The organism is Sphingomonas qomolangmaensis, assembly GCF_024496245.1.
In the GTDB taxonomy this organism is placed as follows: Bacteria; Pseudomonadota; Alphaproteobacteria; order Sphingomonadales; family Sphingomonadaceae; genus Sphingomonas; species Sphingomonas qomolangmaensis.
In genome coordinates this window covers 341,602-365,154 of sequence record NZ_CP101740.1, presented here as the reverse complement: position 1 = coordinate 365,154, position 23,553 = coordinate 341,602, and the positions used below count along the sequence as shown (strand labels likewise).

Sequence of the window (23,553 nt, the reverse complement as noted above, 5' to 3'; positions counted from 1 at the left end):
GCAACGCAGCCGCTGGACAAAGACTTACGCACGTTTCCAGAACGCTTCCGGTCGCCCGAAGGTAGGGCGCATCGACGCCATGGCGCCCAGATGGCGATCCTGTTCGAGGAACTGGATCATCGCGTCGATCGCGATCGGCCGGCTGATCAGGAAGCCTTGCGCCATGTCGCAGCCCATGACGCTGAGCAACGCCAGCGCCGCGGGGGTTTCGACCCCCTCGGCGGTGACTTCCATGTCGAGCGCATGCGCCAGGTCGATCGTCGAGCGCACGATCAGCGGATCGCGGTTGCTGCTGGTCAACTCGAGCACGAACATCTTGTCGATCTTCAGTTCGCGCGCGGGAAGCTGCTTGAGATAGGCGAGCGAGGAAAGCCCCGCGCCATAATCGTCGATCGCCAGCGTCACGCCGATCTGCGCGAAGGTATGCAGATGCCGGATCGCGCTTTCGGGATCGCGGATGACCGCGGTTTCGGTGATCTCGAAACCGATCTTGGTCGGCACGCCGCGCACCATCGTGCACACTTGATCGACGAATTCGGCATCGGCGAGCAGCATACCCGAGATGTTGACGAAGATGGGGAGGTCGAACCCCGCCGCCGCCAGCAATTGCTGGTCGGCGATGACCTTTCGGATCGTCCACAAGGTGAGCGCGCCGATCTTGCGACTTTCCTCGGCGAGCGGGATGAAATCGGCGGGCGCGATCAGCCCGCGCGTCGGATGCTGCCAGCGTACCAGCGCCTCGACGCTCACGATCTCCTGCTGCCGTAAATGCACCTTGGGTTGATATTGCAGGAATATCTCGCCGTTGCCGATCGCGCCGCTGAGGTCGCGGATCAACGCCATGCGATCATAAGCGTGTTCGATCTGCGTCAGGTCGCGCACGATGTCGATCTGGTCGGTGCGCGCCTGGCCGAGCGCGGCTTCGGCGGCCTCGATCAGCCGGACATCGTCGTCGTCATGGACAGGCATTGCGGCGCCCGCGAATAGCATCTCGATCCGGTGCAGCCCGCCATCGATATCGATCGGCTGGTCGAAGCACCGCCGCAACGCGGCGATCGCCGCATCGGCATCGGTAGGCGTCCTGCCTTCGAATGCGATTTCGAGCATCGAGCGGCTGACCGGCGCCAGCCGCGCCCCTGGCCATGCAATGGCGGCGATCGCCGCGATGTCGTCGATCAAGCGGCCGGCACGCGAACGCCCCAGCGTGCGGCGCAACGCCCCGAAATTGGTTACGTCCGCCAAAATGAACAGCCGCCAGCCGGGCGAACCCAAGGCGCCGCCATCGTCGCGCCGATAGCCATCGACGGCCGATTCGGTGCCGGTGGCCGGCGGCGGGTCTGGATCTTGCGGGCGCATCACGGTTCGCGGTTAACGGTCGATCGTTGCGATCGCGTTAAGATAGGCGGGCTGCCGTCCCGATGCGGGTCATATCGCCGCTTACAAGGCCTTGAAACGTACCTAATTAAATATTAACTATGTTCTGCGTGCACGTTGCAACGCTGGGAGACATTAAATGTTTGACCTGTTCCGTGAGACCTACAGCGAGCAGCTTCGCCCCTGGTAATTCCAGCTGGTCGAAACTTCGGGACGGCGGTTGTCGCCCGAAGGCTCGGTCACTTCCTTCGACCTGCTCGAAGGTGAAAGCGCATCGGCAACGGTGCGCTTTCTTGATTCCGGCGTCCGGCGCCTCCTGCGCGGCAGCCGAGCGCCGTTGACCCGCCCCCGCTTTATTGCCAATCGGAGGCGCGCTTCGCCCCGAAGCATCGGCCTTTTTCCGCGTACGTCACCGCAATGCCGGCGTCCGATTGCGCGAGTTGGGATACACGGACATGCGGATTGTGATGATCGGTTCGGGCTATGTCGGCCTGGTATCGGGTGCCTGTTTCGCCGATTTCGGGCATGACGTGGTGTGTGTCGACAAGGATGACGCCAAGGTCGGCAAGCTGCAGGCCGGTGGCATTCCGATCTATGAGCCCGGGCTCGATGCGTTGGTTGCCAAGAACGTAGCTGCGGGGCGACTGTCGTTCACCACCGACCTGGCGGGGCCGGTCGGCGAAGCCGACGTCGTCTTCATCGGTGTCGGCACCCCTACCCGCCGCGGCGACGGCCATGCCGACCTGTCCTATGTCCACGGCGCCGCGCGCGAGATCGCCGCGGCGCTCAAGCGCTTCACCGTTGTCGTCACCAAATCGACCGTGCCCGTCGGCACCGGCGACGAGGTCGAGCGGATCATCCGCGAAACCAACCCCGATGCCGATTTCGCGGTTGCGTCGAACCCCGAATTCCTGCGCGAAGGCGCTGCGATCGAGGATTTCAAGCGCCCCGACCGGATCGTCGTCGGGATCGAGGACGAGCGCGCGCGCGAGCCGATGGAAGCGGTGTATCGCCCCTTGTACCTCAACAAGTCGCCGGTGATGTTCACCAGCCGGCGCACCAGCGAGCTCATCAAATACGCCGCCAACGCCTTCCTGGCGATGAAGATCACCTTCATCAACGAGGTTGCCGACCTGTGCGAGAAGGTCGGCGCCGATGTCCAGGAAGTGTCGCGCGGGATCGGGCTCGACAACCGGATCGGCGGCAAGTTCCTCCATGCGGGGCCAGGCTATGGCGGATCGTGCTTCCCCAAGGACACGCTGGCGCTGGTCAAGACCGCGCAGGATCATGACAGCCCATTGCGGCTGATCGAGACGACGGTGGCGGTCAACGACACCCGCAAGCGCGCGATGGCGCGCAAGGTGGTCGCGGCGCTCGACGGCGATGTGCGCGGCAAGACCGTCGCGATCCTGGGGCTGACCTTCAAGCCCAATACCGACGACATGCGCGAGGCGCCGTCGATCTCGATCATCCAGGCGCTGCAGGACGCGGGCGCGACGATCCGCGCCTATGATCCCGAAGGCATGGAGGCGGCGCGGCCGATGCTGGGCGACGTCACCTATACGCGATCGGCCTATGACGCCGCCGACGGCGCGGCGGCGGTGGTGATCGTCACCGAATGGGACGCGTTCCGCGCGCTCGACCTGCATCGGCTGAAGGCGACGATGGAAAGCCCGGTGATGGTCGACCTGCGCAACATCTATAACGCGGCGCAGGTCGAGCGCGCGGGGCTGCGCTATATCAGCGTCGGTCGCCCGTCGGCGGAGCAGCCTGCCAAAAGCTGAGCTTGCAGGCGGGGCGGCAAAGCTCGTTGGCGCAATCGCGCCGCCGCCCCTACCTCGCTTGGCATGCAATCTTCCGCCACGCCCCCGCTGACGCATCTCGAACGGCTTGAAGCCGAGAGCATCCATATCCTGCGCGAAGTCGCTGCCGAGGCCGAGCGCCCGGTGATGCTGTACAGCGTCGGCAAGGATTCGGCGGTGATGCTCCATCTCGCCAAGAAGGCGTTCTTTCCCGCGCCCCCGCCCTTCCCGCTGCTGCATGTCGACACGACCTGGAAGTTCCGCGCGATGTACGACCTGCGCGCCAAGGCCGCCGCGGATGCGGGGATGGAATTGCTGGTGCATCAAAATCCCGACGCGATGGCCCGCGGGATCAATCCGTTCGATCACGGCGCGCTGCACACCGATCTTTGGAAGACCGAGGGGCTGAAACAGGCGCTCGACCTGCACGGCTTCGATGCGGCGTTCGGCGGCGCGCGGCGCGACGAGGAAAAGAGCCGCGCCAAGGAGCGGATCTTCAGCTTCCGCTCGGCCAGCCATCGCTGGGATCCCAAGCAGCAGCGCCCCGAATTGTGGCGGCTGTACAATACGCGCAAGGCCAAGGGCGAGAGCATCCGCGTGTTCCCGCTGTCGAACTGGACCGAACTCGACATCTGGCAATATATCCTGGCCGAGGGGATCGAGATCGTCCCGCTCTATTTCGCCGCGCCGCGCCCCACGGTCGAGCGCGACGGGATGCTGCTGATGGTCGACGACGACCGCTTCCGGCTGCTGCCCGGCGAACAGCCGGTCGATCGGTCGATCCGCTTCCGCACGCTTGGCTGCTATCCGCTGACCGGCGCGGTCGAGAGCGAAGCCGCAACGCTGCCGCAGGTGATCCAGGAAATGCTGCTGACGACGACCTCCGAACGCCAGGGCCGCGCGATCGATCGCGATCAGGCGGCAAGCATGGAAAAGAAGAAGCAGGAGGGGTATTTCTGATGGCGACCAACCCGGCGTCCCCGCGCGACTATGTCCCCGACACGCTGATCGCCGATGACATCGACGCCTATTTGGCGGCGCACCAGCGCAAGTCGATGCTGCGCTTCATCACCTGCGGCTCGGTCGACGACGGCAAGTCGACGCTGATCGGGCGGCTGCTGTACGATTCGAAACAGATTTTCGAGGATCAGCTCTCGGCGCTTGAGAGCGACAGCAAGCGCGTCGGGACGCAGGGGCAGAATATCGATTTCGCCTTGCTGGTCGATGGGCTCGCCGCCGAGCGCGAGCAGGGGATCACGATCGACGTCGCGTATCGCTTCTTCGCGACGCCGGCGCGCAAGTTCATCGTCGCCGATACGCCGGGGCATGAGCAATATACCCGCAACATGGTCACCGGCGCGTCGACCGCCGACCTCGCGGTGATCCTGACCGACGCGCGCAAGGGGGTGCTGACGCAGACGCGGCGGCACAGCTATCTCGCGCAGCTGGTGGGGATTCGGCACATCGTGCTGGCGGTGAACAAGATGGACCTGGTCGGTTATGACCAGAGCCGGTTCGATGCGATCGTCGAGGACTATCGCGCCTTTGCCAACGAAATCGGTATCGACGCCTTCACCGCGATCCCGATTTCGGGGCTCGGCGGCGACAATATCGTCGATCGATCGACCGCAATGGATTGGTATGCCGGGCCGACGCTGATGCACCATCTCGATACCGTCGAGATCGACGCCGATCGCGAGGCGGCGCGACCGTTCCGCATGGGCGTCCAGTGGGTCAACCGCCCCAATCTCGACTTTCGCGGGTTCGCAGGGATGATCGCCAGCGGATCGATCAGCGTCGGCGACCCGATCCGCGTGCTGCCCTCGGGGCGGAGCTCGACCGTCGCGCGCATCGTCACCTTTGGCGGCGACCTGCGGAGCGCGCGCGCGGGTCAATCGGTGACGCTGACGCTGGCCGACGAGATCGATTGCTCGCGCGGCGACATCATCGCCGCCGCCGACGATGCACCCCAGGTCGCCGACCAGTTCGAGGCCAAATTGGTGTGGCTCGATGCCGAGCCGCTGCTGCCGGGCCGCGCCTATTGGCTCAAGATCGGCACGCAGACCGTCAGCGCGACGGTACAGGCACCCAAATGCACGATCGACGTCAACACCCTTCAGTCGCTCGCGGCGACGACCTTGCACCTCAACGATATCGGCGAGACCGAGATCATCACCGATCGCCCGATCGCGTTCGAAGCCTATGCCGACAGCCGCGAGCTCGGCGGTTTCATCCTGATCGACCGGATGACCAACCGCACCGTGGCTGCGGGCATGCTCAGCTACGCGCTGCGGCGCGCGCAGAACGTCCATTGGCAGGCGGTCGAAGTCACGCGCGAGGCGCATGCGCGGCAAAAGGGGCAGACCCCCAAATTGCTGTGGTTCACCGGGCTGTCGGGATCGGGCAAGTCGACGATCGCCAATCTGGTCGAAAAGCGGCTGCACGCGCTGGGCAAGCACAGCTTCCTGCTCGACGGCGACAATGTCCGCCACGGGCTGAACCGCGACCTGGGCTTCGGCGATGCCGACCGGATCGAGAATATCCGCCGGGTGGGCGAGGTCGCCAAATTGATGACCGATGCCGGGTTGATCGTGCTGACCGCCTTCATCAGCCCGTTCCGCGCCGAGCGCGAACTGGTGCGCAGTTTGCTCCCCGACGGCGAGTTCGTCGAGATCTTCATCGACACGCCGCTCGATGTCGCAGAGCAGCGCGATGTGAAGGGGCTGTACAAAAAAGCCCGCAGCGGCGAGATCCCGCACTTCACCGGCATTTCGAGCCCCTATGAGGCGCCCGAAACCCCCGACATCCATATCGACACCAGGCGGCTGACCCCCGAGGAGGCCGCCGAGGCGATCGTCGAGCGCGTCGTCGGCGTATGGAGCCCGATGCTGTGAACGACGCACGACTGGCCGCCGATATCGCCACCGAGGCGGGGGCGTTGCTGCTCGCGCTGCAAGGCACGATGGCGCCCTGCCGCGAGCTCGGGACAGCGGGCGATGCACAGGCGAACCGGCTGATCCTCGATCGGCTGCGCGATGCGCGCCCTGAGGATTTCGTGCTGTCGGAGGAAGCCGCCGACGATCCCGCGCGCTGCGCTGCGCAGCGGCTGTGGGTAGTCGATCCGCTCGATGGTACCCGCGAATATGCCGAGGGGCGCGACGATTGGGCGGTGCATATCGGGCTGTCGATCGACGGCGTCGCGGTCACCGGCGCGGTGGCGCTGCCGGGGCTGGGGGTGACGCTGGCGAGCGACGCACCGCCGCCGCTCGCACCCCTGCCCCAGCGGCCACGGATGGTCGTCAGCCGTTCGCGCCCGCCCGCCGAGGCGGTGAAGGTAGCCGACGCGCTCGGCGCCGAGCGTATCCCGATGGGCTCGGCGGGGGCCAAGGCGATGGCGGTGGTGCGCGGCACCGCCGACATCTACCTCCACGCCGGCGGCCAATATGCCTGGGACAATTGCGCCCCCGCAGCGGTGGCAATTGCGACGGGGTTGCACGTGTCGCGCATCGACGGTTCACCGCTGGTCTATAACTGTATCGACGTTTCGGTGCCCGACCTGCTGATCTGCCGAATCGAATGGGCCGACCGCGTATTGGCGCTGCTCGCACAAGCTGACTGAGCGGGGTTTACCCCGGCTTGCCGGTAGCTTCGATCGCGACCACCCGCGGCACCGCCAACTTGATCACCTCGGGGCGCATATAGCGCTGCTGCGCCATCTCGGCGGCGTCCTCGGCTTCCAAGGGGCGCGACAGATGATAGCCCTGGAGGTGCGAACAGCCCGCGATCCGCAGCGCCTGCACCTGCGCCGGGGTTTCGACCCCTTCGGCGACCACCTCCAGCCCCAGCGCGCGCGCAAGGTGGATGATCGACTGGACGATCGCCGCGCTTTCGCGCTCGCGGCCGATACCGTCGATGAAGCTCTTGTCGATCTTGAGGCAATCGAGCGAGAAACGACGGATATTGTACAGGCTCGAATAGCCCGTTCCGAAATCGTCGAGAGCGATGCGGAACCCCATCTGGCGCAGGCGATACAGCGTATCGGCGGCGCGTTCGGCGTCGTCGAAGATCGCGGTCTCGGTGATCTCTATTTGTAGCCGCGTGGGGGCGATCCCCGCATGCTGGACGCGCTCGACCACATGCGCGACGAAATTCTGCCGCCGGAACTGGCGCGGGCTGAAATTGACCGAGACATATTGCCCCGGCCAGCGCTGGAGCATTTCGAGCGCCTGGGTGAGCACCCAATCGCCGAGCTCGTGGATCAGGCTCGATTCCTCGGCGATGGGAATGAACAAGCCGGTGGGGATCGTCCCGTAATCGGGGCTGTCCCAGCGTAGCAGCGCTTCGAAGGCGACGATTTCGAGATCGCCGCGCTCGACGATCGGCTGATAGACCAGCCGCAATTCATCGTTCGCGATCGCCTGAGCTAGGCCGCCTTCGATCTTGCGGCGAAAGCGAATCGATTCGTCCATCGCTTCGTCGAACAGGCGGATAATGCCGCGCCCGCGCCGCTTGGCCTCGTTGAGCGCGAGATCGGCGCGCCGCATGACGTCGATCGGATCGGGTCGCTGCCAGCCTTCGACGAGCACCAGGCCGATCGAGGCGCTGGCCTGCAGCTCGTGATCGAACACCTTGAAATTGGCCGCACAGGCGGCGAGCAGCCGATCGCATATCATCGCCGCCACCTGTTCGCCGGGTGCCGCGAACAGTACCGCGAATTCATCGCCACCCAGCCGTGCGACCACCCCGTCCTCCGGCGCGCTCTCGCGCAGCGCCGCGCAAATCTGGCGTACCAGTTCGTCGCCCGCCAGATGGCCGAACGTATCGTTGACGAGCTTGAAGCGATCGAGATCGATCAGCGCCATCGCGAAATCATCGCCGGTGGCTACCTGGTCCTCCAGCGCGCGCAGGAAGGCCTGCCGATTGGGTGCGTCGGTCAGCGGATCGTGATTGGCGACATGCATCGCCTGGCGCGCGAGTTCGGCAAGTTCGCTTTGCTGCGCTTCGAGCTCGGCGGTTTTGGCCGCGAGCTCGGCGCGCGTCGCCGCGAGCATGCGATCGGATGACCAACGACGGCCCAGCACCCCGGCAATCTGCGCGATCTGCGGCGGCTCGAACGGTTTGGCGATGAAACAGATCTTGTCGGGCGGACCTGCGACGAGGAAAGCCTCGACCGGCGACGTGTCCACCTGATCGCTGATGATCACCAAATTGATGTCGGGATCGACCGCGCGCAACTGCGCCGCGGTTTCGCGACCATCCACCCCCGATGCGCGGACATCGATCAATGCCACGGCAAACTGATCCTGATCCGCGCGCGACAGGAGGTCGACCGCGTCGCCACCTTGATCGACATGGACCAATTCGAACTCGGGAAGGTGGTCGTCGTCGGTTTCGGAGCCGGTACCGTCCGCGGGATCAGACGCGCCGAAGCATTGCCGATACCGGGCATGCATCGAAGGCTCGTCATTCACCACCAGGATGCGCACGACACCTCCACGGTCATGTTATGTATTGCCGCGATGTATGCGGCGACGGTTAAGCGAATATGAAGACCGGGCCGACTATTTTGGGCGCGAAGTGGCAATTAGGTAACGCTCAGCGAATTACTGCATTGCTATCAATCCGATGGGCACGGTGTAGCAAAACTGCAATATTTGTTTCAACGGATACTATACGCAAAAAGCCGCGCGTAGAGACGTTACTAAGGGGTTGATCGTCCGCGGACCCGACTCACTCCACGGTTACGCTCTTGGCCAAATTGCGCGGCTGATCGACGTCGGTGCCCTTGGCGACCGCTACATGATAGGCCAGTAGCTGGACCGGAATCGCATAGACGATCGGCGCGATCAGCGGATGGACCTTGGGCATCTCGATCGTCGCGACCGCATCGTCGCCGGCCTGTGCCAGCCCGTCGGCGTCGGAGATCAGCACCACTTGCGCGCCGCGCGCCTGTGCTTCCTGCATGTTCGACACCGTCTTGTCGAACAACGGGCCCGAGGGCGCGAGGACGATCAACGGCACATGCTCGTCGATCAACGCGATCGGCCCGTGCTTCATCTCGCCCGACGCATAACCTTCGGCGTGGATATAGCTGATTTCCTTGAGCTTCAGCGCGCCTTCGAGCGCGAGCGGATAATCGGGGCCGCGTCCCAGATACAGCACGTCGCGCGCGCCGGCGATCGTGCCCGCCATCGCCTTGATCTCGTCGTCATGCGCCAGCGCCGCGCTGATTGCCGAGGGCACCTCGAGCAGATGATGGACGATCTCGCGCTCCTCGGCGGCGTCGAGCTTGCCCTTGGCGCGCGCCAGGTTGATCGCGAGCGCCGCCATCACCGCCAACTGGCAGGTGAACGCCTTGGTCGAGGCGACGCCGATCTCGGGGCCGGCATGGGTGGGGAGCAGCAGATCTACCTCGCGTGCCATCGAGCTGGTCGGCACGTTGATGATGCCCGCGGTGGTGACCCCGTGCTGCTTCATATGGCGAAGCGCGGCGAGCGTGTCGGCGGTCTCGCCCGACTGGCTCACCACCACGCCGAGCGTGTTCGCCAGCAGCACCGGGTCGCGATAGCGGAATTCCGACGCGACATCGACTTCGACGGGGAGCCGCGCAAAACGCTCGATCCAATATTTGCCGATCATCCCGACATAGCTTGCCGTGCCGCAGGCGACGACCGTCACGCGCTCGACGCTCGACAGGTCGAAATCCATGTCGGGGAGCGCGACCTGCTCCTCGAGCGGCCGGATGTACGAGCGCAGCGTCTGCGCAACGACGATCGGCTGCTCGAAGATTTCCTTCAGCATGAAATGCCGATGGTTGCCCTTGTCGATCAGCGCGCCGGTGACGCCGCTGATCGTGATCGGCCGCTCGACGGCCATGTTGTCGCGATCGAACACTTGCGTGCCCTCGCGCGTCAGCACGACCCAATCGCCCTCCTCGAGATAGGCGATACGCTGGGTGAGCGGCGCCAGCGCCAGCGCGTCCGAGCCGAGGAAGGTTTCGCCCCCCTCATCCTCGCCGCCATAGCCGACTACCAGCGGCGAGCCGAGCCGCGCGCCGATCAGCATGTCGGGATGGTCGCGGAACAGGATCGCGAGCGCGAATGCGCCGTGCAGCCGCGGCAGCACCGCGCGCACCGCCGCCTGCGGATCGCCGGTCGCATCGAGCGCCGAATCGATCAGGTGCGCGACCACCTCGGTGTCGGTCTGGCTGAGAAACACCCGACCCTGCGCCTGAAGTTCCTCACGCAACGGCTTGAAATTCTCGATGATTCCGTTGTGGACGACGGTGACGCGGCCAGCGGTGTGCGGGTGCGCATTGTCCTCGGTCGGCGCACCGTGCGTCGCCCAACGTGTATGCGCGATGCCCACCCGGCCGGGGAGCGGCTCGGCGGCAAGCAGCCGGCCGAGATTGACGAGCTTGCCCTGCGCGCGGCGGCGTTCGAGCCGGCCGTCGTGCAGCGTCGCGATCCCCGCCGAATCATAGCCGCGATATTCGAGCCGCTTCAGCCCGTCGAACAGCCGGTCTGCGACGTCCGAGGTCCCCAATATGCCTACGATACCGCACATCTTATTTGCTCGCCTTTCTTGCCTGCATCAGCGCGCGGAACCGCGCCGCCCAGCCGGGACGCACTTCCTGTCGCGCGCGTGCCAGCGCCAGCGCGCCGGGGTCGACATCGGCAGTCACCACCGATCCCGCCCCGACGATCGCACCGTCGCCGATCGCCACCGGTGCGACCAATGCGCTGTTCGAACCGATAAACGCGCCTTCGCCGATCTTCGTACGATATTTGAAGAAGCCGTCATAATTGCAGGTAATCGTTCCCGCGCCGATATTGGCGTCGGCACCGATATCGGCGTCGCCGAGATAGGTCAGGTGGCTCGCCTTGGCCCCATCGCCCAGCACCGCGTTCTTGATTTCGACGAAATTGCCGACCTTCGCGCCGCGTTCGAGCATTGTTCCCGGCCGCAGCCGCGCGAACGGGCCGACGCTGCATCCTTGCGCTACCGTCGCGCCTTCGAGATGCGAGAAGGCGTGGATCGTCACCCGATCGGCGATCGTCACACCGGGGCCGAAGACGACATTGGGTTCGATCACCACGTCGCGACCGATCACCGTATCGTGCGCGAACCACACCGTCCCGGGCGCGAGCAGCGTCGCGCCATCGGCCATCGCCGCCGCGCGCCGCTTCGCCTGCCAATCGGCCTCGACCGCCGCCAGCTCGCCGCGGCTGTTGACCCCGGCGACTTCGGCGGCGTCGGTCTCGATCACCGCCGAGGCGCGACCATCGGCGGCCGCGAGCATCACGATGTCGGGGAGGTAATATTCGCCCGCGGCATTGTCGTTGCCGACGCGCGCGAGCAGGTCGAACAGGTCTTCCGAGCGCACCGCCATCAGCCCCGAATTGCAGAGCGTCACCGCGCGTTGCGCGTCGCTCGCGTCCTTGAACTCGACCATGCGCTCGATCCGCCCTGCCGCATCGGCGATCACCCGGCCATAGGCGCCCGGATCGGCGGGGCGGAAGCCCAGCACCACGCTGGCCGGGGCATCGTCGCCGTGCAGCCGATCGATCATCCGCTGCATCGTCGCCGCGGTGACCAGCGGCACGTCGCCATAGAGGATCAGCACATCGCCCGAAAAGCCGCCGAGCGCCGCCTGCGCCTGCGCGACCGCATGGCCGGTGCCGAGCTGTTCGGCCTGGTGCGCGATCGAAAGGCCATGCGGCGCCACCGCCGCCTCGACCTGCTCGCGCCCCGCGCCCACCACCGCGACGATCCGGTCGGGCGCCAGCGCGCCAACCGACGCGACCAGATGCAGCAGCATCGGCCGCCCCGCGATCGGGTGGAGCACCTTGTGCAGGTCGGACTTCATCCTCGTGCCCTTGCCGGCGGCAAGGATGATGGCGGCGATCGGTCGCGTGGTCATGCAGCTTCCTCGTTTCGCCGCGCCGACTGCCACGAATGGCTTGCCAATTCCATAGCGCGGCTGGCAGGCGACAGGCATGACCGGATTTCCTTTCGATATCGTGGGCTTCGACCTCGACGGCACCCTGCTCGACACCAGCGGCGATCTCGCGGCGGCGGTGAACCATGTGCTGGCGCTCAACGACCGAGCGCCGCTGGCGGTCGAAGCGGTGAAGCCGATGGTCGGGCTGGGCGCGCGGCACATGCTCAAACAGGGGCTGGCGGCATCGGGCGGGGTTGATGAGGCGATGCTCGATACCGGTTATCCGCTGCTGCTCGATCATTATGCCGCCAATATCTCGGTGCATACCGTCCCCTTCCCGGGGCTACTCGATGCGCTCGATGCGCTGCAGGCGAGCGGTGTCTCGCTCGCGATCGTCACCAACAAGTTCGAGCATATGGCGGTGAAGCTGATCAGCGAACTCGGCCTTTCGGATCGTTTCGCCTGCATCATCGGCGGCGACACGATGGGCAAGGGCAATGCCAAGCCTTCGCCTTTGCCGATCCACGAGATGATCCGCCGCACAGGCGGCGGGCGCGCCGCGTTCGTCGGCGATTCGATCTTCGACATCGACGCGGCGAAGGCGGCGGGGATCCCCTCGATCGCGGTCAGCTTCGGCTTTCTGTGGCAGCCGGTCGAGGAGCTTGGAGCCGATGCGGTGATCGACCGTTTCGACGAACTGATCCCGACGCTGCACCGCTTGGCTCAGCCGGGCGGGCGATAGCCCTTGCGCCACTTGGTCCAAAGGTGGCGCGCTAGCATTGCTGGGGGCATCCGCAGATAATGGCCGCGCAGGTAGAAGGCGAATTCGCTGAGCTTGCGCCGCTGGACGCCCCAGCCGTCGCGACCGAGCAGGCGGCGGCGGTAGAGGCGGTCGGCGAACCTCGCCCCCCTCCCGCTCGCGGGAGGGGCCGCGGGTGGGCTCGTATCGGACAGCGCGCTCGATGAGACATCGAGCCCACCCCTAACCCCTCCCGCAAGGGGAAGGGGGACGTACAGCGCATCGGCCAACCGCACCGCTCTTGCCATTTCGCGCGCTAGCCCGTGATGCGCGGCGCGCGCGATCAGCGCATCGCGGAACCCCGGTGCGTCGAACTCATCGAGCAGGCAGTGGATATCCCACAGGTTGCGCAGGCCGCCCGCCAGATCGCCATCGGCGAACAAATGCGCGGCGGCGTGGACCAGCACATCCTCGCGGCTGAGCATCGACAGCCCGTTCCCCAGTTCGAAGCTATCGGCCAACAATAAGGATGCATCGGGCCGCACCCGCGCGGTAAGCGGCAGGATCGTGTGGTGGACGTCGATCATCCGGTCGCGCTCGCGGTGGATCAGCGGCGGCAGCTCGTGCATCCATTGGCGGTAATAGGCATCGTCATAGGGATCGGGCTTCACCCATTCCCAGCCGGCGGCAAGCAACGCCGCCTCGACGGCATCGATCGACTCGCGCGGCACGAGGATGTCGAGATCGCCGATCGAGCGGCCAACGCCTGCCGACAAGCCCGCCGCAACGAAGGCGGTGCCCTTGAGCAACACCACCGGCACCCCGAGCGGTGCCAGCGCGCGGCGCGCCATCTCGGCCTCCCACAATGCGGCGATCCGCCCCTGATCGGCCGACAATCGCGCGTCGGCGAGGATACGTGCCGCGGCATCGGGCATCGGCAACCCCTGCAGCCGATAGGCGAGTGTGCCGATCATCTGTTCGGCGCGCGCCGCCCCGATCAGCGCGGTCCAGCCATCGGCGTCGAGCGCGGTGACGCTAGGCGGATCGCGCAGCGCCGCGACCAGCAGCAGCGCGCTCATGCCGCCACCGCCTCGACCTGCGCAACCGCGGTCGCGGCATCGGGATAGTCGATCGCGACCGCCGGCACGCCGCGCACCAGCGCGGTCAGCGCATCGAACCCGCGCTCGCCCATCGCGACATAATTGGTCGACGCCTGGGTCAGCCGGACAAAGGTTTCGCTCGGCAGCACCGGACGCTGCGCCGCCTCGAACCCGAAGCGCGGGAACAGGATCGCCGCGGCGCGCGCGGGCTCGGCCATACGCGCGATCGAATCGGCATCGGGCACCAGGTGGCGGATATCGCCCTTGGGCGTCGCGAGCTGCAACGGCCCGAAACGCGCGCGCGGCAGCGCCGCCTCGATCACCGCCACGCTTTCGTTCTTCAGGCTCACCAGCCGCGGAAAGCCGTGGAGCAGCCCGGTCTCGGGATCGACCAACGCGAATTCGTCGCCCATCAGCCGCCAGCCGCGCGCCATCAGCAGCGCCGCCAGCGTCGATTTCCCCGCGCCCGAAATCCCCGTCATCAGCACCGCGCGGCCATCGCGCTCGACGCACGATGCGTGGAGCAGCAGGTAGCGCCGCTGCGCCAGCGCCATCTGCAGGTTCATCCCCATTTCGGCCGCGAGCAGCCCTAGCGACAGCGGCAACGGCGCGGTGTCGGGGATGGTATAGTCGCCGCCGATCATCACCGCCGGGCGCACGAAGCGCCGCCACGGCCGCGCCGCGAACAGCCGGACGCTGAAATCGGGGATGCCGTCATCGGGCTCGGGATAATCGCGATACAGCGTTTCGAGCTGTGCGATCGGCTGGCGCCAATCCGATCCGACGCGAAAGCCGATCGGCCCGATTTTGACGTGGAAGACGTGCCTCACCCGCGTTCGACCAGCCCGACCGCCGCCAGTTCGTCGAGCCTTGCCGCCATCGCCTCGGCGTCGGCATCCCCGAGGTCATAGGTGGCGGTGAGCTTTGCCAGCAGCGCGGCGACGTCCATCGCCTCGGTCGCGAGCGTCTCGAGGATTTCGGGCACCGGCGAAGCGACGACATGCGTCTGCCCCGATGCGCGGTGATAGATCAGCGTTAGCAGGTCGAGCGGCACGATCCGCAGCGCCGCGCCCGCGCTTGCCCGATAGCGTGCGGGCACCGCCGGCTCAGCCGCGCGGCATCTGCAACGAGGCGAAGCAGGTGAAGCCGCTGGTGCCGGTCTGCAGCCGGCGGATGTAATTGGTGTAGGCCTTGCTCTGCGAATAATCGGCGCCGGGCAGCGACCCGCCATTGAGCGCGCGCTTCACCTCCTCGCCGGTGAACGGGCGCGATGCCGGCGGGAAGGCACCCGCTGTGCCTGCGGGCACCACCTTGCCATCCTGCGCGATGTAGCTCCCCGCACGCCCCGGATCGGGCACCGGGATCTCGCAGGTCGACAGCGACGCCGCGGTCTGCGCGAGCGCGGGGCGGATCGAGACGATTGCCGACGCCCCGACCGCGCCCAGCATCAGCGCGCGGCGGCCGGGTTCGGCGGGCTTGGACGGTTCGTCGGTCATGCTGCCACCTTTGTAGGCTTGGATGCCTTACGCAATGGTAAAACAGGGTTAACCCAAGCAGGTGCTACCCCAAAGCGTCCCGGATCGGGTACATGGCGGGAATGTTACAGGGGTCGGGGATTCGGGCGGCGCTTGCGCTGGGCCTGGCAGCGGTGAGCGCGCTCGCCGGTTTTGTCATCGGTGGCAGCATCGAATCGGTCGCGGTCGCGCTGGTCGGTGGGATCGCCGCGGTGCTGGTGGCGATCGGCACCGGCGAGGACGAGGCGCCGCCGCGGGTGCCCGAACCGCTCGCCCCGCCGCCCGCGACGCCCGAGCCAGCGATCGCCGACGTGATCGCGGCGATCGGCGAACCGATGCTGGTCGTCGCCGAAAAGCGCGTCATCCGCGCCAACGCCGCCGCCAAGACGTTGCTCGGCGAGCATATCCTGGGCGAAGACGTGCGGCTGGCGATCCGCCATCCCGCCGCCTCCGAACGGCTGGTCGCCGCCGCCGGGTCGCGCGGCGACGAACCGATCCATCTGGTGGGGCTGGGCACGCGCGAGCAGCGCTGGGAAATGCGCGTGCGCGAGCTCGGCGACGATGTGCGGATCGTCCACCTGGTCGACCGCACCGGCAGCTACGCCACCGACCGCATCCGCGTCGATTTCGTCGCCAATGCCAGCCACGAGCTGCGCACCCCGCTCGCGTCGATCCTGGGCTTCATCGAGACGTTGCGCGACGAAGCCGGCGACGATCCGGGCATCCGCGACCGCTTCCTGAAGGTGATGTTCGACGAGGCGAACCGGATGCGCCGGCTGATCGACGACCTGATGTCGCTCAGCCGGATCGAGGCCGAGAAATATCGCGAGCCCGATACGCTGGTCGACCTCGCCGACCTGGTCGAGGAGGTCCGCTCGGAGATCGCCGCTGCCAGCAACGGGCGCGGCGGCGACCTTTGCTCGGCGATCGCCGATGTCGCGCCGATCAAGGGCGATCGCGCGCAATTGAGCCAGGTGCTCCACAATATCGTCGGCAATGCGATGAAATATGGCCGGCCGGGCACACCCGTGACGATCCAGCTGCGCCACGACGGCGGATCGATGGTCCGCCTTTCGGTGACCGACGAGGGCGAAGGCATCGCGCCACAGCACCTGCCGCGGCTGACCGAGCGATTCTATCGTATCGATTCGGGACGCAGCCGCGCAATGGGGGGCACCGGGCTCGGCCTGTCGATCGTCAAACATATCGTCGAGCGCCATCGCGGGCGGCTCGACATCGCCAGCACGCCGGGCGCGGGAACGGTGGTCACGGTATTGCTGCCGGCTGGACCGGTGTCATCAAAACGCAACGTCAATGTAACAGAGGCTCCGTGACGGGGTGCTAACCCACTCCCAGCGCAACCCGCGCGACCGCCAGGGGCAAGTCCACATGCTGCGTATCGTCGCCATCGCGAGCCTGAGTGCGCTCGCACTCGCCGCTTGCAGCGACAGCCGGGCCGCGCGCGACGAAATCCGCGTCGTCGGCTCGTCGACCGTCTACCCCTTCACCACCGCGGTCGCCGAACAGTTCAACAACGCGCGCCCCGACATGAAGTCGCCGGTGATCGAATCGACCGGCACCGGGGCGGGTATCAAGCAGTTCTGCGCCGGGATCGGCCCGCAATATCCCGACATGCTCAACGCTTCGCGCCGGCTGTACCGCTCCGAATATGACTCGTGCCAAGCCAATGGCGTGCGCGAGATTCTCGAAATCCAGGTCGGGATCGACGGCATCGCGCTCGCCGAATCGCTTAACGGGCCGGGGCTGTCATTCACCCTTGCCGACATTTACCGCGCGGTCGCCGCCAATCCCGGCGGCAAGCCCAACACCGCGCGGCTGTGGTCCGAGGTCAATCCCGCCTTCCCCGCCATCCCGATCCAGGTGCTCGGGCCGCCATCTACCAGCGGGACGCGCGATGCCTTTGTCGAACTGATCCTCGAGCCCGGCTGCAAGGCTGCGGTGCCCGAAGCAGAGGCGCTCGAGGACAGCGACGAGGAGGCCTATAACGCGATGTGCACGCGGATGCGCAACGACTCGGCCTATGTCGACAAGGGCGAGAACGACAATCTGATCGTGCAGAATCTGGTGACCAATCCCAATGCTGTCGGCATTTTCGGCTTCAGCTATCTCGAGGAAAATGCCGGCCGGCTGAAGGGCAGCGCGTTGAACGGCATCGAACCGACCTATGAAACCATCTCGTCGGGCGCTTATCCGGGCGCGCGGCCGCTCTATCTGTATGTGAAGAAGCAGCATATCCGCCCGATCCCCGGATTGCAGTCGTTCCTCGACGATTATGTCGCCGCCTGGGGGCCCGATGGCCCGCTGGTGCGCAAGGGAATGATCGCGGCGCCGCGTGAGATTCGCGAGCGATCGGCCGAAATCGTGAGGCGCGGCATCGCGCTCGATCCTGCGGTGCTCAAATGACCGCGACCGCATTGCTGCTGCTGATCGTCGGCCTCGCGCTGATCGGCTGGCTCACCGCGCGTGCGCGTGCCACCCGGCTGCAGGGCGTCGGCGGCAAGCGGCTGCATTCGCTGCCCGGTCAGCATGGCTGGTATGTCGCGATGTGGGTCGCGGTTCCTGCGCTGGTCTTCCTCGCCTTCTGGTCGTGGCTGAGCCCGCAGCTGGTGAACGATGCCGTGCTCGCGACGCCGCAGGCGCAGTCGCTGCCCGCTGCCGGCTTCGAACGCTCGGCGATCCTCGGCGAAGCGCGCAATCTGGCAGGGACCGAGGGGCTGGGCGCGTTCAATCCCGAGGCCGAAGTCCTCGCCCCGGTCTTCGACGGCTATATGACCAGCTATGCCTGGATCGGTACCGCGATCGCGGTGCTGCTCGCCTTTGCCGGCGGCGCCTTTGCCTATACGCGGATCGCCACCGATTTCCGCGCGCGGACGCGGGTCGAGCGTGCGGTGATGCTCGCGCTGCTGGTGGCGTCGCTGATCGCGATCCTGACGACGCTGGGCATCTTCCTGTCGCTGCTGTTCGAAAGCGCGCGCTTCTTTTCGATCGTGCCGATCACCGATTTCCTGTCCGGCACCAATTGGGCGCCGCAGGTGATCAACCCCGCCGACCCCGGCGCCGACCTGGGCGCCGTGCCGCTGTTCTGGGGCACCTTCTTCATCGGCGCGGTGATCGCGATGCTGGTCGCGATCCCGTTCGGGCTGATGAGCGCGATCTACCTCACCCAATATGCCGCGCCCGCGGTGCGCAAATGGATGAAGCCGATCCTCGAGATCCTCGCGGGCGTTCCCACCGTGGTCTATGGCTATTTCGCCGCGCTCACCGTCGGCCCCGCGATCCGCGACCTTGCGGTGTCGCTGGGCTTCACCTTCGCAAGCTCCGAAAGCGCGCTGTCGGCGGGGCTGGTGATGGGGGTGATGATCATCCCCTTCGTCTCGTCGATGGCCGATGATTCGATCGCCGCGGTGCCGACCTCGATGCGCGACGGCAGCCTGGCGATGGGCGCGACGACGTCGGAGACGATCGGCCGCGTGCTGCTCCCCGCTGCCCTCCCCGGCGTCGTCGCCGGCGTATTGCTCGCGGTGTCGCGCGCGATCGGCGAGACGATGATCGTCGTGATGGCCGCCAGCGGCGCGGCGACGATCACGCTCAACCCCTTCGACAGCGCGACCACCGTCACCAAGCAGATCGTCGACCTGCTGACCGGCGAAGCCGAGTTCAACAGCCCCAAGACGCTGGCGGCCTTCGCGCTTGGCCTCACGCTGTTCGTGATCACTTTCCTCTTGAACATCGTCGCGCTTCGCGTCGTGAAGAAATACCGGGAAGCGTATGAATAGTCCCATCGTTGCCCAGTCGCTTGCGGGGGGACACGAGCCTGCGGAGCGCGCGCCGACCGACTGGAAGACCCAGTCGATGCAGCGCCGCATCCGCCGCCGCTACGCCGCCGAACGTCGCTTCCGGCTGCTGGGCCTTGCCGCAGTCACGATCTCGGCGGGGTTCCTGGCGTTCCTGCTGTGGACGATGCTGTCGAACGGGCTGGCGGGCTTCAGCCGTACCGAGGTTCGACTGCCGCTGAACTTCGCGGCGATGAACCTCGACGTCACCCCCGACCAGCTCGGGCGGCGCGGTGCCGACCTGGCGCTCGCGGGCGCCGGGCTGCAGAACGCGGTCGGCGCAGCGGCGGTCGAGGCGTTCGGCGCCGAGGGCGAACGCTACATCTCGGACAGCGCGTGGGTGACGGTGCGCGAGGCGGTGAAGGACGATCCCAGCCTGCTGACCAAGCAGGCGACGATCACCGTGCCCGCATCGAGCGACATCCACACCGCCGCGACCGAGGATGCCACCCCCGAGACCGAAGCCGCCGCGGCGATGCTGACGCAGCGCGGCGCGCTGACCAGCGGGTTCAACTGGACCTTCCTCACCGGCGCCGATTCGACCGATCCGACCGCGGTGGGCATCTGGGGCGCGCTCAAGGGATCGTTCCTGACGATGCTGGTGACGCTCGCGCTCGCCTTCCCGATCGGCGTGCTCTCGGCAATCTATCTCGAGGAATATGCCCCGCGCAATCGCTGGACCGACCTGATCGAGGTGTCGATCAACAACCTCGCGGCGGTGCCTTCGATCATCTTCGGCCTGCTCGGCCTCGCGGTGTTCCTCGGCACCTTCAACATGCCGCGCTCGGCGCCGATCGTCGGCGGGGTGACGCTGGCGCTGATGATCATGCCCGTGATCGTCATCGCCGGGCGCAACGCGGTGAAGGCGGTACCGCCGTCGATCCGCGACGCGGCGTTGGGGGTCGGGGCGAGCCGGATCCAGGTGGTGTTCCATCACGTCCTGCCGCTCGCGCTGCCCGGCATCCTGACCGGCACGATCATCGGCATGGCGCGCGCGCTGGGAGAAACCGCGCCGCTCCTGATGATCGGCATGCGCGCCTTCATCTCGACCGCGCCCGACGACCTTACCAGCCCGGCGACGGTGCTGCCGGTGCAGATCTTCCTCTGGTCGGATCAGGTGAGCCGCGGCTTCGTCGAAAAGACCAGCGCGGCGATCATCGTGCTATTGATGTTCCTGCTCGCGATGAACGCGCTCGCCATTTATCTCCGCAACCGATTCGAGACCCGCTGGTAATGACCGACGTCCACGTCAAACCCTCTGCCGAAGCCGCGACCAACGCGCCTGCGCGCCCGATCAAGATGGCGGCGCGCGACGTCAACGTCTATTATGGCAAGACCCACGCGATCAAGGACGTGTCGATCGATGTCGACATGGACAATGTGACCGCGTTCATCGGCCCGTCGGGCTGCGGCAAGTCGACCTTCCTGCGCACGCTCAACCGGATGAACGACACGATCCCGATCGCGCGGACCGAAGGCGACATCACGCTAGACGGCGAGGATATCTATTCGCCGTCGATGGACGTCGTGCAGCTGCGCGCGCGCGTCGGGATGGTGTTCCAGAAGCCCAATCCCTTCCCCAAGTCGATCTACGAAAACGTCGCCTATGGCCCGCGAATCCACGGGCTGGCGCCGTCGAAGGCCGATCTCGACCATGTCGTCGAACGCTCGCTGCGCCGCGCGGGGCTGTGGGAAGAAGTGAAGGACCGGCTGCCCGATTCGGGCACCGCTCTGTCGGGCGGCCAGCAGCAGCGGCTTTGCATCGCGCGCGCGATCGCGGTCGATCCCGAAGTCATCCTGATGGACGAGCCGTGCAGCGCGCTCGATCCGATCGCCACTGCCAAGATCGAGGAGTTGATCCACGAGCTGCGCGGCCGCTATGCGATCGTGATCGTCACGCACAACATGCAGCAGGCGGCGCGCGTGTCGCAGCGCACCGCTTTCTTCCACTTGGGCAATCTGGTCGAATATGGCGTGACGTCGGAAATCTTCACGAACCCGCGCCAGGAGCGGACCAAGGACTATATCACCGGCCGCTACGGCTGATCCCTTCGCCTCGAGGCACAACGACATGAACGAGCATACGGTCAAGGTTTTCGACGACGAACTGGGGCAACTGCGCGGGCTGATCGCACAGATGGGCGGACTTGCCGAACAGGCGATCACCGGTGCGATCGAGGCGTTGGTGCGGCATGACCTGGATGCCGCCGCCAAGGTGATCGAGGGCGACAAGAAGATCGACGTGCTCGAGCACGAAGTCGAGCGGCTCGCGGTGCAGCTGATCGCGCTGCGCGCGCCGATGGCCGACGATCTGCGCGAGGTCGTCGCGGCGATGAAGATCTCGAACACGCTCGAGCGCGTCGGCGATCATGCCAAGAACATCGCCAAGCGCGTCGCCGATATCGAGGGGCATCGGCATATCGAGCCGCTGTCGGTGCTGCCCGCGATGGCGGGCGTCGCGAGCGAAATGCTCCACGACGTGCTCGACGCCTTTGCCGCGCGCGACATCGAAAAGGCGATGTCGATCGGCGAGCGCGACCGCGCGGTCGACGATTTCTATAACTCGATCTTCCGCGCGCTGGTGACCTTCATGATGGAGAATCCCGCCAGCATCAGCCAGGCGGCGCATCTGCTGTTCGTCGCCAAGAATCTCGAGCGGATCGGCGACCAGGCGACCAACCTCGCCGAGATGGTATATTACGCGGCAACCGGCGAGCAGATGGGCGAACGCGAACGCATTCCCTCAACCGCAGCGAACTGAAGGTGGCGACGATGGCACGAGTGAAGATGCTGCTGGTCGAGGACGATGCCGCCCTCGCCGAACTGCTCACCTGGCATTTCAAGCGCGAGGATTTCGAGGTCAAGCAGACCCCCGATGGCGAGGAAGCGCTGCTGCTCGCCAAGGAAGCGACACCCGACATCGTGCTGCTCGACTGGATGGTCGAGGGGCTTTCGGGCATCGAAGTCTGCCGCCGGCTGCGACGGATGCCCGAGACCGCCAACGTGCCGATCATCATGCTCACCGCGCGCGGCGAGGAAGAGGACCGCGTCCGCGGGCTCGAAACCGGTGCCGACGATTATGTGACCAAGCCCTTCTCGCCGCGCGAACTCGTCGCGCGCGTGGGCGCGGTGCTGCGCCGGGTGCGGCCGGCGCTCGCGGGCGAGCAACTGGTCTATTCGGACATCGAGATGGACACCGTCGGCCACAAGGTGCGCCGCGGCGGCGAGGTCGTGCCGCTTGGCCCCACCGAATTCCGGCTGCTCAAGCATTTCCTCGAACATCCCGGCTGGGTCTTCTCGCGCGAGCGGTTGCTCGACGCGGTGTGGGGGCATGACAGCGACATCGAGAGCCGGACGGTCGACGTGCATATCCGCCGGCTGCGCAAGGCGATCAACGGCACCGACCGGCCCGACATCATCCGCACCGTGCGATCGGCGGGCTACGCACTCGACTCGGGGGCGTAACGGGGCGCCCTGCCGCCGAAACCGGGGGGACTGGAAAGATTCGCGAGTCAGCGCGTTCCTTGTGCCAGCGCACCCTTTCGCGCTTCGGTATCGAGCAGGAGAGCACGCATGAAATTCATCGCAATGACCGCCGCGCTGGCGCTGAGCAGCGCCGCATTCGCGCAGACCGCCCCCACCAATTCGGGCAACATGCCGCCATCGGGCGCCGACGCGCCGATGAGCAGCGCCGATGCCCCCGCGAGTCAGGGCTCGACCATGGAGCCGACCGCCCCCGACGCGGCGCAGGACGCGCCGCCGATGACGACGCCCGATTCGACGATGCCCCCCGCCAGCCCGGCAGGCCAGCCGATGGAGCAGCAGCCGATGGCGAGCGGCAGCGGGTCGATGACCACGGGTGGCTATATGCCCGCGCAGCCGCCGATGTCGGGCCCGGCGCAGGCGGGTGCAACGGTGCGCGTCCAGGCGTCGATGTCGCCTAGCCAGGCGTTCCCGCCGCCCGCACCCAAGGCCGAATATCCGGTGTGCAAGCGCGGCCAGACCGACGGCTGCCGCAACCGCGGCGAGTAAGCGCTAGTCGACCAAGAGCGCCGGCATGCAGAAAAGGGGCGTGGCAGCAATGCTACGCCCTTTGCCGTTGCCAGCAGAGCCGGAAATTCCTCCCCTCCAGGGGGAGGTGGCAGCCTCGCAGCGCTGACGGAGGGGGCGGCCGTAAGCGCTGTGCTCACGGCAGCCGCCTCCCTCGTCGGCAAGCGGGCGGAATG

At 66.5% G+C, this 23,553-nt stretch carries 21 protein-coding genes; 13 read left to right on the top strand and 8 right to left on the bottom strand.

Going from position 1 to position 23,553, the window contains the following annotated elements:
* Positions 1-24: 24 nt before the first annotated feature.
* Positions 25-1,356 carry an EAL domain-containing protein gene (locus tag NMP03_RS01840; RefSeq protein WP_256507978.1) on the bottom strand — a complete coding sequence of 444 codons (1,332 nt, stop codon included), beginning with the start codon at positions 1,354-1,356 and terminating at the stop codon, positions 25-27.
* A 473-nt stretch (positions 1,357-1,829) separates the two neighbouring features.
* On the opposite strand from NMP03_RS01840, the gene NMP03_RS01835 reads away from it, so the two are divergent.
* The 4 genes from NMP03_RS01835 (at position 1,830) to NMP03_RS01820 (ending at position 6,795) form a co-directional block, all read left to right on the top strand.
* The gene (locus NMP03_RS01835) at positions 1,830-3,158 is read left to right on the top strand and encodes a UDP-glucose dehydrogenase family protein (RefSeq protein ID WP_256506844.1); all 1,329 of its coding nucleotides are present in this window, start codon (positions 1,830-1,832) and stop codon (positions 3,156-3,158) included.
* Between the two features lie 63 nt (positions 3,159-3,221).
* Positions 3,222-4,136 carry a sulfate adenylyltransferase subunit CysD gene (cysD, locus tag NMP03_RS01830; RefSeq protein ID WP_256506843.1) on the top strand — a complete coding sequence of 305 codons (915 nt, stop codon included), beginning with the start codon at positions 3,222-3,224 and terminating at the stop codon, positions 4,134-4,136.
* On the top strand, positions 4,136-6,070 hold the full coding sequence (gene cysN / locus NMP03_RS01825) for a sulfate adenylyltransferase subunit CysN (protein WP_256506842.1): 1,935 nt from the start codon (positions 4,136-4,138) through the stop codon (positions 6,068-6,070). The genes cysD and cysN overlap by 1 nt, the downstream gene beginning before the upstream one ends.
* Positions 6,052-6,795 (top strand): 3'(2'),5'-bisphosphate nucleotidase CysQ, encoded by a 744-nt coding sequence (locus NMP03_RS01820; protein WP_256506841.1) that lies wholly within the window; start codon positions 6,052-6,054, stop codon positions 6,793-6,795. The genes cysN and NMP03_RS01820 overlap by 19 nt, the downstream gene beginning before the upstream one ends.
* Positions 6,796-6,802: 7 nt before the next feature.
* Here NMP03_RS01820 and NMP03_RS01815 read toward each other — a convergent pair whose 3' ends face one another.
* The 3 genes from NMP03_RS01815 to glmU form a co-directional block, all read right to left on the bottom strand.
* Positions 6,803-8,629: a putative bifunctional diguanylate cyclase/phosphodiesterase gene (locus tag NMP03_RS01815; RefSeq protein WP_256506840.1), complete on the bottom strand. Its 1,827-nt coding sequence runs from the start codon at positions 8,627-8,629 to the stop codon at positions 6,803-6,805.
* Between the two features lie 277 nt (positions 8,630-8,906).
* Positions 8,907-10,742 (bottom strand): glutamine--fructose-6-phosphate transaminase (isomerizing), encoded by a 1,836-nt coding sequence (gene glmS, locus NMP03_RS01810; protein ID WP_256506839.1) that lies wholly within the window; start codon positions 10,740-10,742, stop codon positions 8,907-8,909.
* 1 nt (position 10,743) lies between these two features.
* Positions 10,744-12,099, bottom strand: a complete 1,356-nt coding sequence (glmU, locus tag NMP03_RS01805) for a bifunctional UDP-N-acetylglucosamine diphosphorylase/glucosamine-1-phosphate N-acetyltransferase GlmU (protein ID WP_256506838.1) — start codon at positions 12,097-12,099, stop codon at positions 10,744-10,746.
* 76 nt (positions 12,100-12,175) lie between these two features.
* On the opposite strand from glmU, the gene NMP03_RS01800 reads away from it, so the two are divergent.
* On the top strand, positions 12,176-12,862 hold the full coding sequence (locus tag NMP03_RS01800) for an HAD-IA family hydrolase (RefSeq protein ID WP_256506837.1): 687 nt from the start codon (positions 12,176-12,178) through the stop codon (positions 12,860-12,862).
* Here NMP03_RS01800 and NMP03_RS01795 read toward each other — a convergent pair.
* Genes NMP03_RS01795 through NMP03_RS01780 form a run of 4 tightly spaced genes read right to left on the bottom strand, consistent with a single transcriptional unit; the run spans position 12,844 to position 15,455 of the window.
* On the bottom strand, positions 12,844-13,938 hold the full coding sequence (locus NMP03_RS01795) for a nucleotidyltransferase domain-containing protein (RefSeq protein WP_256506836.1): 1,095 nt from the start codon (positions 13,936-13,938) through the stop codon (positions 12,844-12,846). The genes NMP03_RS01800 and NMP03_RS01795 overlap by 19 nt on opposite strands.
* On the bottom strand, positions 13,935-14,789 hold the full coding sequence (locus NMP03_RS01790) for an HprK-related kinase A (protein ID WP_256506835.1): 855 nt from the start codon (positions 14,787-14,789) through the stop codon (positions 13,935-13,937). The genes NMP03_RS01795 and NMP03_RS01790 overlap by 4 nt, the downstream gene beginning before the upstream one ends.
* The gene (locus NMP03_RS01785; protein ID WP_256506834.1) at positions 14,786-15,058 is read right to left on the bottom strand and encodes an HPr-rel-A system PqqD family peptide chaperone; all 273 of its coding nucleotides are present in this window, start codon (positions 15,056-15,058) and stop codon (positions 14,786-14,788) included. The genes NMP03_RS01790 and NMP03_RS01785 overlap by 4 nt, the downstream gene beginning before the upstream one ends.
* Positions 15,059-15,065: 7 nt before the next feature.
* Positions 15,066-15,455, bottom strand: a complete 390-nt coding sequence (locus NMP03_RS01780; RefSeq protein WP_256506833.1) for a hypothetical protein — start codon at positions 15,453-15,455, stop codon at positions 15,066-15,068.
* Between the two features lie 101 nt (positions 15,456-15,556).
* Between NMP03_RS01780 and NMP03_RS01775 the strand changes: the two genes are divergently transcribed.
* The 8 genes from NMP03_RS01775 (at position 15,557) to NMP03_RS01740 (ending at position 23,359) form a co-directional block, all read left to right on the top strand.
* On the top strand, positions 15,557-16,807 hold the full coding sequence (locus NMP03_RS01775; RefSeq protein ID WP_256507977.1) for an ATP-binding protein: 1,251 nt from the start codon (positions 15,557-15,559) through the stop codon (positions 16,805-16,807).
* A gap of 55 nt (positions 16,808-16,862) precedes the next feature.
* A complete protein-coding gene (locus tag NMP03_RS01770) occupies positions 16,863-17,897 on the top strand; it encodes a substrate-binding domain-containing protein (RefSeq protein ID WP_256506832.1) in 1,035 nt (344 codons plus the stop codon).
* Positions 17,894-19,270: a phosphate ABC transporter permease subunit PstC gene (gene pstC / locus NMP03_RS01765; RefSeq protein ID WP_256506831.1), complete on the top strand. Its 1,377-nt coding sequence runs from the start codon at positions 17,894-17,896 to the stop codon at positions 19,268-19,270. Before NMP03_RS01770 ends, pstC begins: the two co-directional genes overlap by 4 nt.
* Entirely contained in the window at positions 19,263-20,561 is a 1,299-nt protein-coding gene (gene pstA, locus NMP03_RS01760) for a phosphate ABC transporter permease PstA (protein ID WP_406698076.1), read from the top strand. Before pstC ends, pstA begins: the two co-directional genes overlap by 8 nt.
* Positions 20,561-21,373 (top strand): phosphate ABC transporter ATP-binding protein PstB, encoded by an 813-nt coding sequence (pstB, locus tag NMP03_RS01755; protein ID WP_319937613.1) that lies wholly within the window; start codon positions 20,561-20,563, stop codon positions 21,371-21,373. The genes pstA and pstB overlap by 1 nt, the downstream gene beginning before the upstream one ends.
* Before the next feature lie 25 nt (positions 21,374-21,398).
* A complete protein-coding gene (gene phoU, locus NMP03_RS01750) occupies positions 21,399-22,088 on the top strand; it encodes a phosphate signaling complex protein PhoU (RefSeq protein ID WP_256506830.1) in 690 nt (229 codons plus the stop codon).
* A gap of 11 nt (positions 22,089-22,099) precedes the next feature.
* Positions 22,100-22,792, top strand: a complete 693-nt coding sequence (phoB, locus tag NMP03_RS01745) for a phosphate regulon transcriptional regulator PhoB (RefSeq protein WP_256506829.1) — start codon at positions 22,100-22,102, stop codon at positions 22,790-22,792.
* A 108-nt stretch (positions 22,793-22,900) separates the two neighbouring features.
* Positions 22,901-23,359 carry a hypothetical protein gene (locus NMP03_RS01740; RefSeq protein ID WP_256506828.1) on the top strand — a complete coding sequence of 153 codons (459 nt, stop codon included), beginning with the start codon at positions 22,901-22,903 and terminating at the stop codon, positions 23,357-23,359.
* The last annotated feature ends 194 nt before the right edge of the window (positions 23,360-23,553 follow it).

What these genes read in the sequence shown, in the direction of transcription:
- NMP03_RS01840 (WP_256507978.1), bottom strand. Translation starts at nt 1,356, where the DNA reads ATGCGCCCGCAAGATCCAGACCCGCCGCCGGCCACCGGCACCGAATCG.
- NMP03_RS01835 (WP_256506844.1), top strand. Translation starts at nt 1,830, where the DNA reads ATGCGGATTGTGATGATCGGTTCGGGCTATGTCGGCCTGGTATCGGGT.
- cysD (WP_256506843.1), top strand. Translation starts at nt 3,222, where the DNA reads ATGCAATCTTCCGCCACGCCCCCGCTGACGCATCTCGAACGGCTTGAA.
- cysN (WP_256506842.1), top strand. Translation starts at nt 4,136, where the DNA reads ATGGCGACCAACCCGGCGTCCCCGCGCGACTATGTCCCCGACACGCTG.
- NMP03_RS01820 (WP_256506841.1), top strand. Translation starts at nt 6,052, where the DNA reads ATGGAGCCCGATGCTGTGAACGACGCACGACTGGCCGCCGATATCGCC.
- NMP03_RS01815 (WP_256506840.1), bottom strand. Translation starts at nt 8,629, where the DNA reads ATGCATGCCCGGTATCGGCAATGCTTCGGCGCGTCTGATCCCGCGGAC.
- glmS (WP_256506839.1), bottom strand. Translation starts at nt 10,742, where the DNA reads ATGTGCGGTATCGTAGGCATATTGGGGACCTCGGACGTCGCAGACCGG.
- glmU (WP_256506838.1), bottom strand. Translation starts at nt 12,099, where the DNA reads ATGACCACGCGACCGATCGCCGCCATCATCCTTGCCGCCGGCAAGGGC.
- NMP03_RS01800 (WP_256506837.1), top strand. Translation starts at nt 12,176, where the DNA reads ATGACCGGATTTCCTTTCGATATCGTGGGCTTCGACCTCGACGGCACC.
- NMP03_RS01795 (WP_256506836.1), bottom strand. Translation starts at nt 13,938, where the DNA reads ATGAGCGCGCTGCTGCTGGTCGCGGCGCTGCGCGATCCGCCTAGCGTC.
- NMP03_RS01780 (WP_256506833.1), bottom strand. Translation starts at nt 15,455, where the DNA reads ATGACCGACGAACCGTCCAAGCCCGCCGAACCCGGCCGCCGCGCGCTG.
- NMP03_RS01775 (WP_256507977.1), top strand. Translation starts at nt 15,557, where the DNA reads ATGTTACAGGGGTCGGGGATTCGGGCGGCGCTTGCGCTGGGCCTGGCA.
- NMP03_RS01770 (WP_256506832.1), top strand. Translation starts at nt 16,863, where the DNA reads ATGCTGCGTATCGTCGCCATCGCGAGCCTGAGTGCGCTCGCACTCGCC.
- pstC (WP_256506831.1), top strand. Translation starts at nt 17,894, where the DNA reads ATGACCGCGACCGCATTGCTGCTGCTGATCGTCGGCCTCGCGCTGATC.
- pstA (WP_406698076.1), top strand. Translation starts at nt 19,263, where the DNA reads ATGAATAGTCCCATCGTTGCCCAGTCGCTTGCGGGGGGACACGAGCCT.
- pstB (WP_319937613.1), top strand. Translation starts at nt 20,561, where the DNA reads ATGACCGACGTCCACGTCAAACCCTCTGCCGAAGCCGCGACCAACGCG.
- phoU (WP_256506830.1), top strand. Translation starts at nt 21,399, where the DNA reads ATGAACGAGCATACGGTCAAGGTTTTCGACGACGAACTGGGGCAACTG.
- phoB (WP_256506829.1), top strand. Translation starts at nt 22,100, where the DNA reads ATGGCACGAGTGAAGATGCTGCTGGTCGAGGACGATGCCGCCCTCGCC.
- NMP03_RS01740 (WP_256506828.1), top strand. Translation starts at nt 22,901, where the DNA reads ATGAAATTCATCGCAATGACCGCCGCGCTGGCGCTGAGCAGCGCCGCA.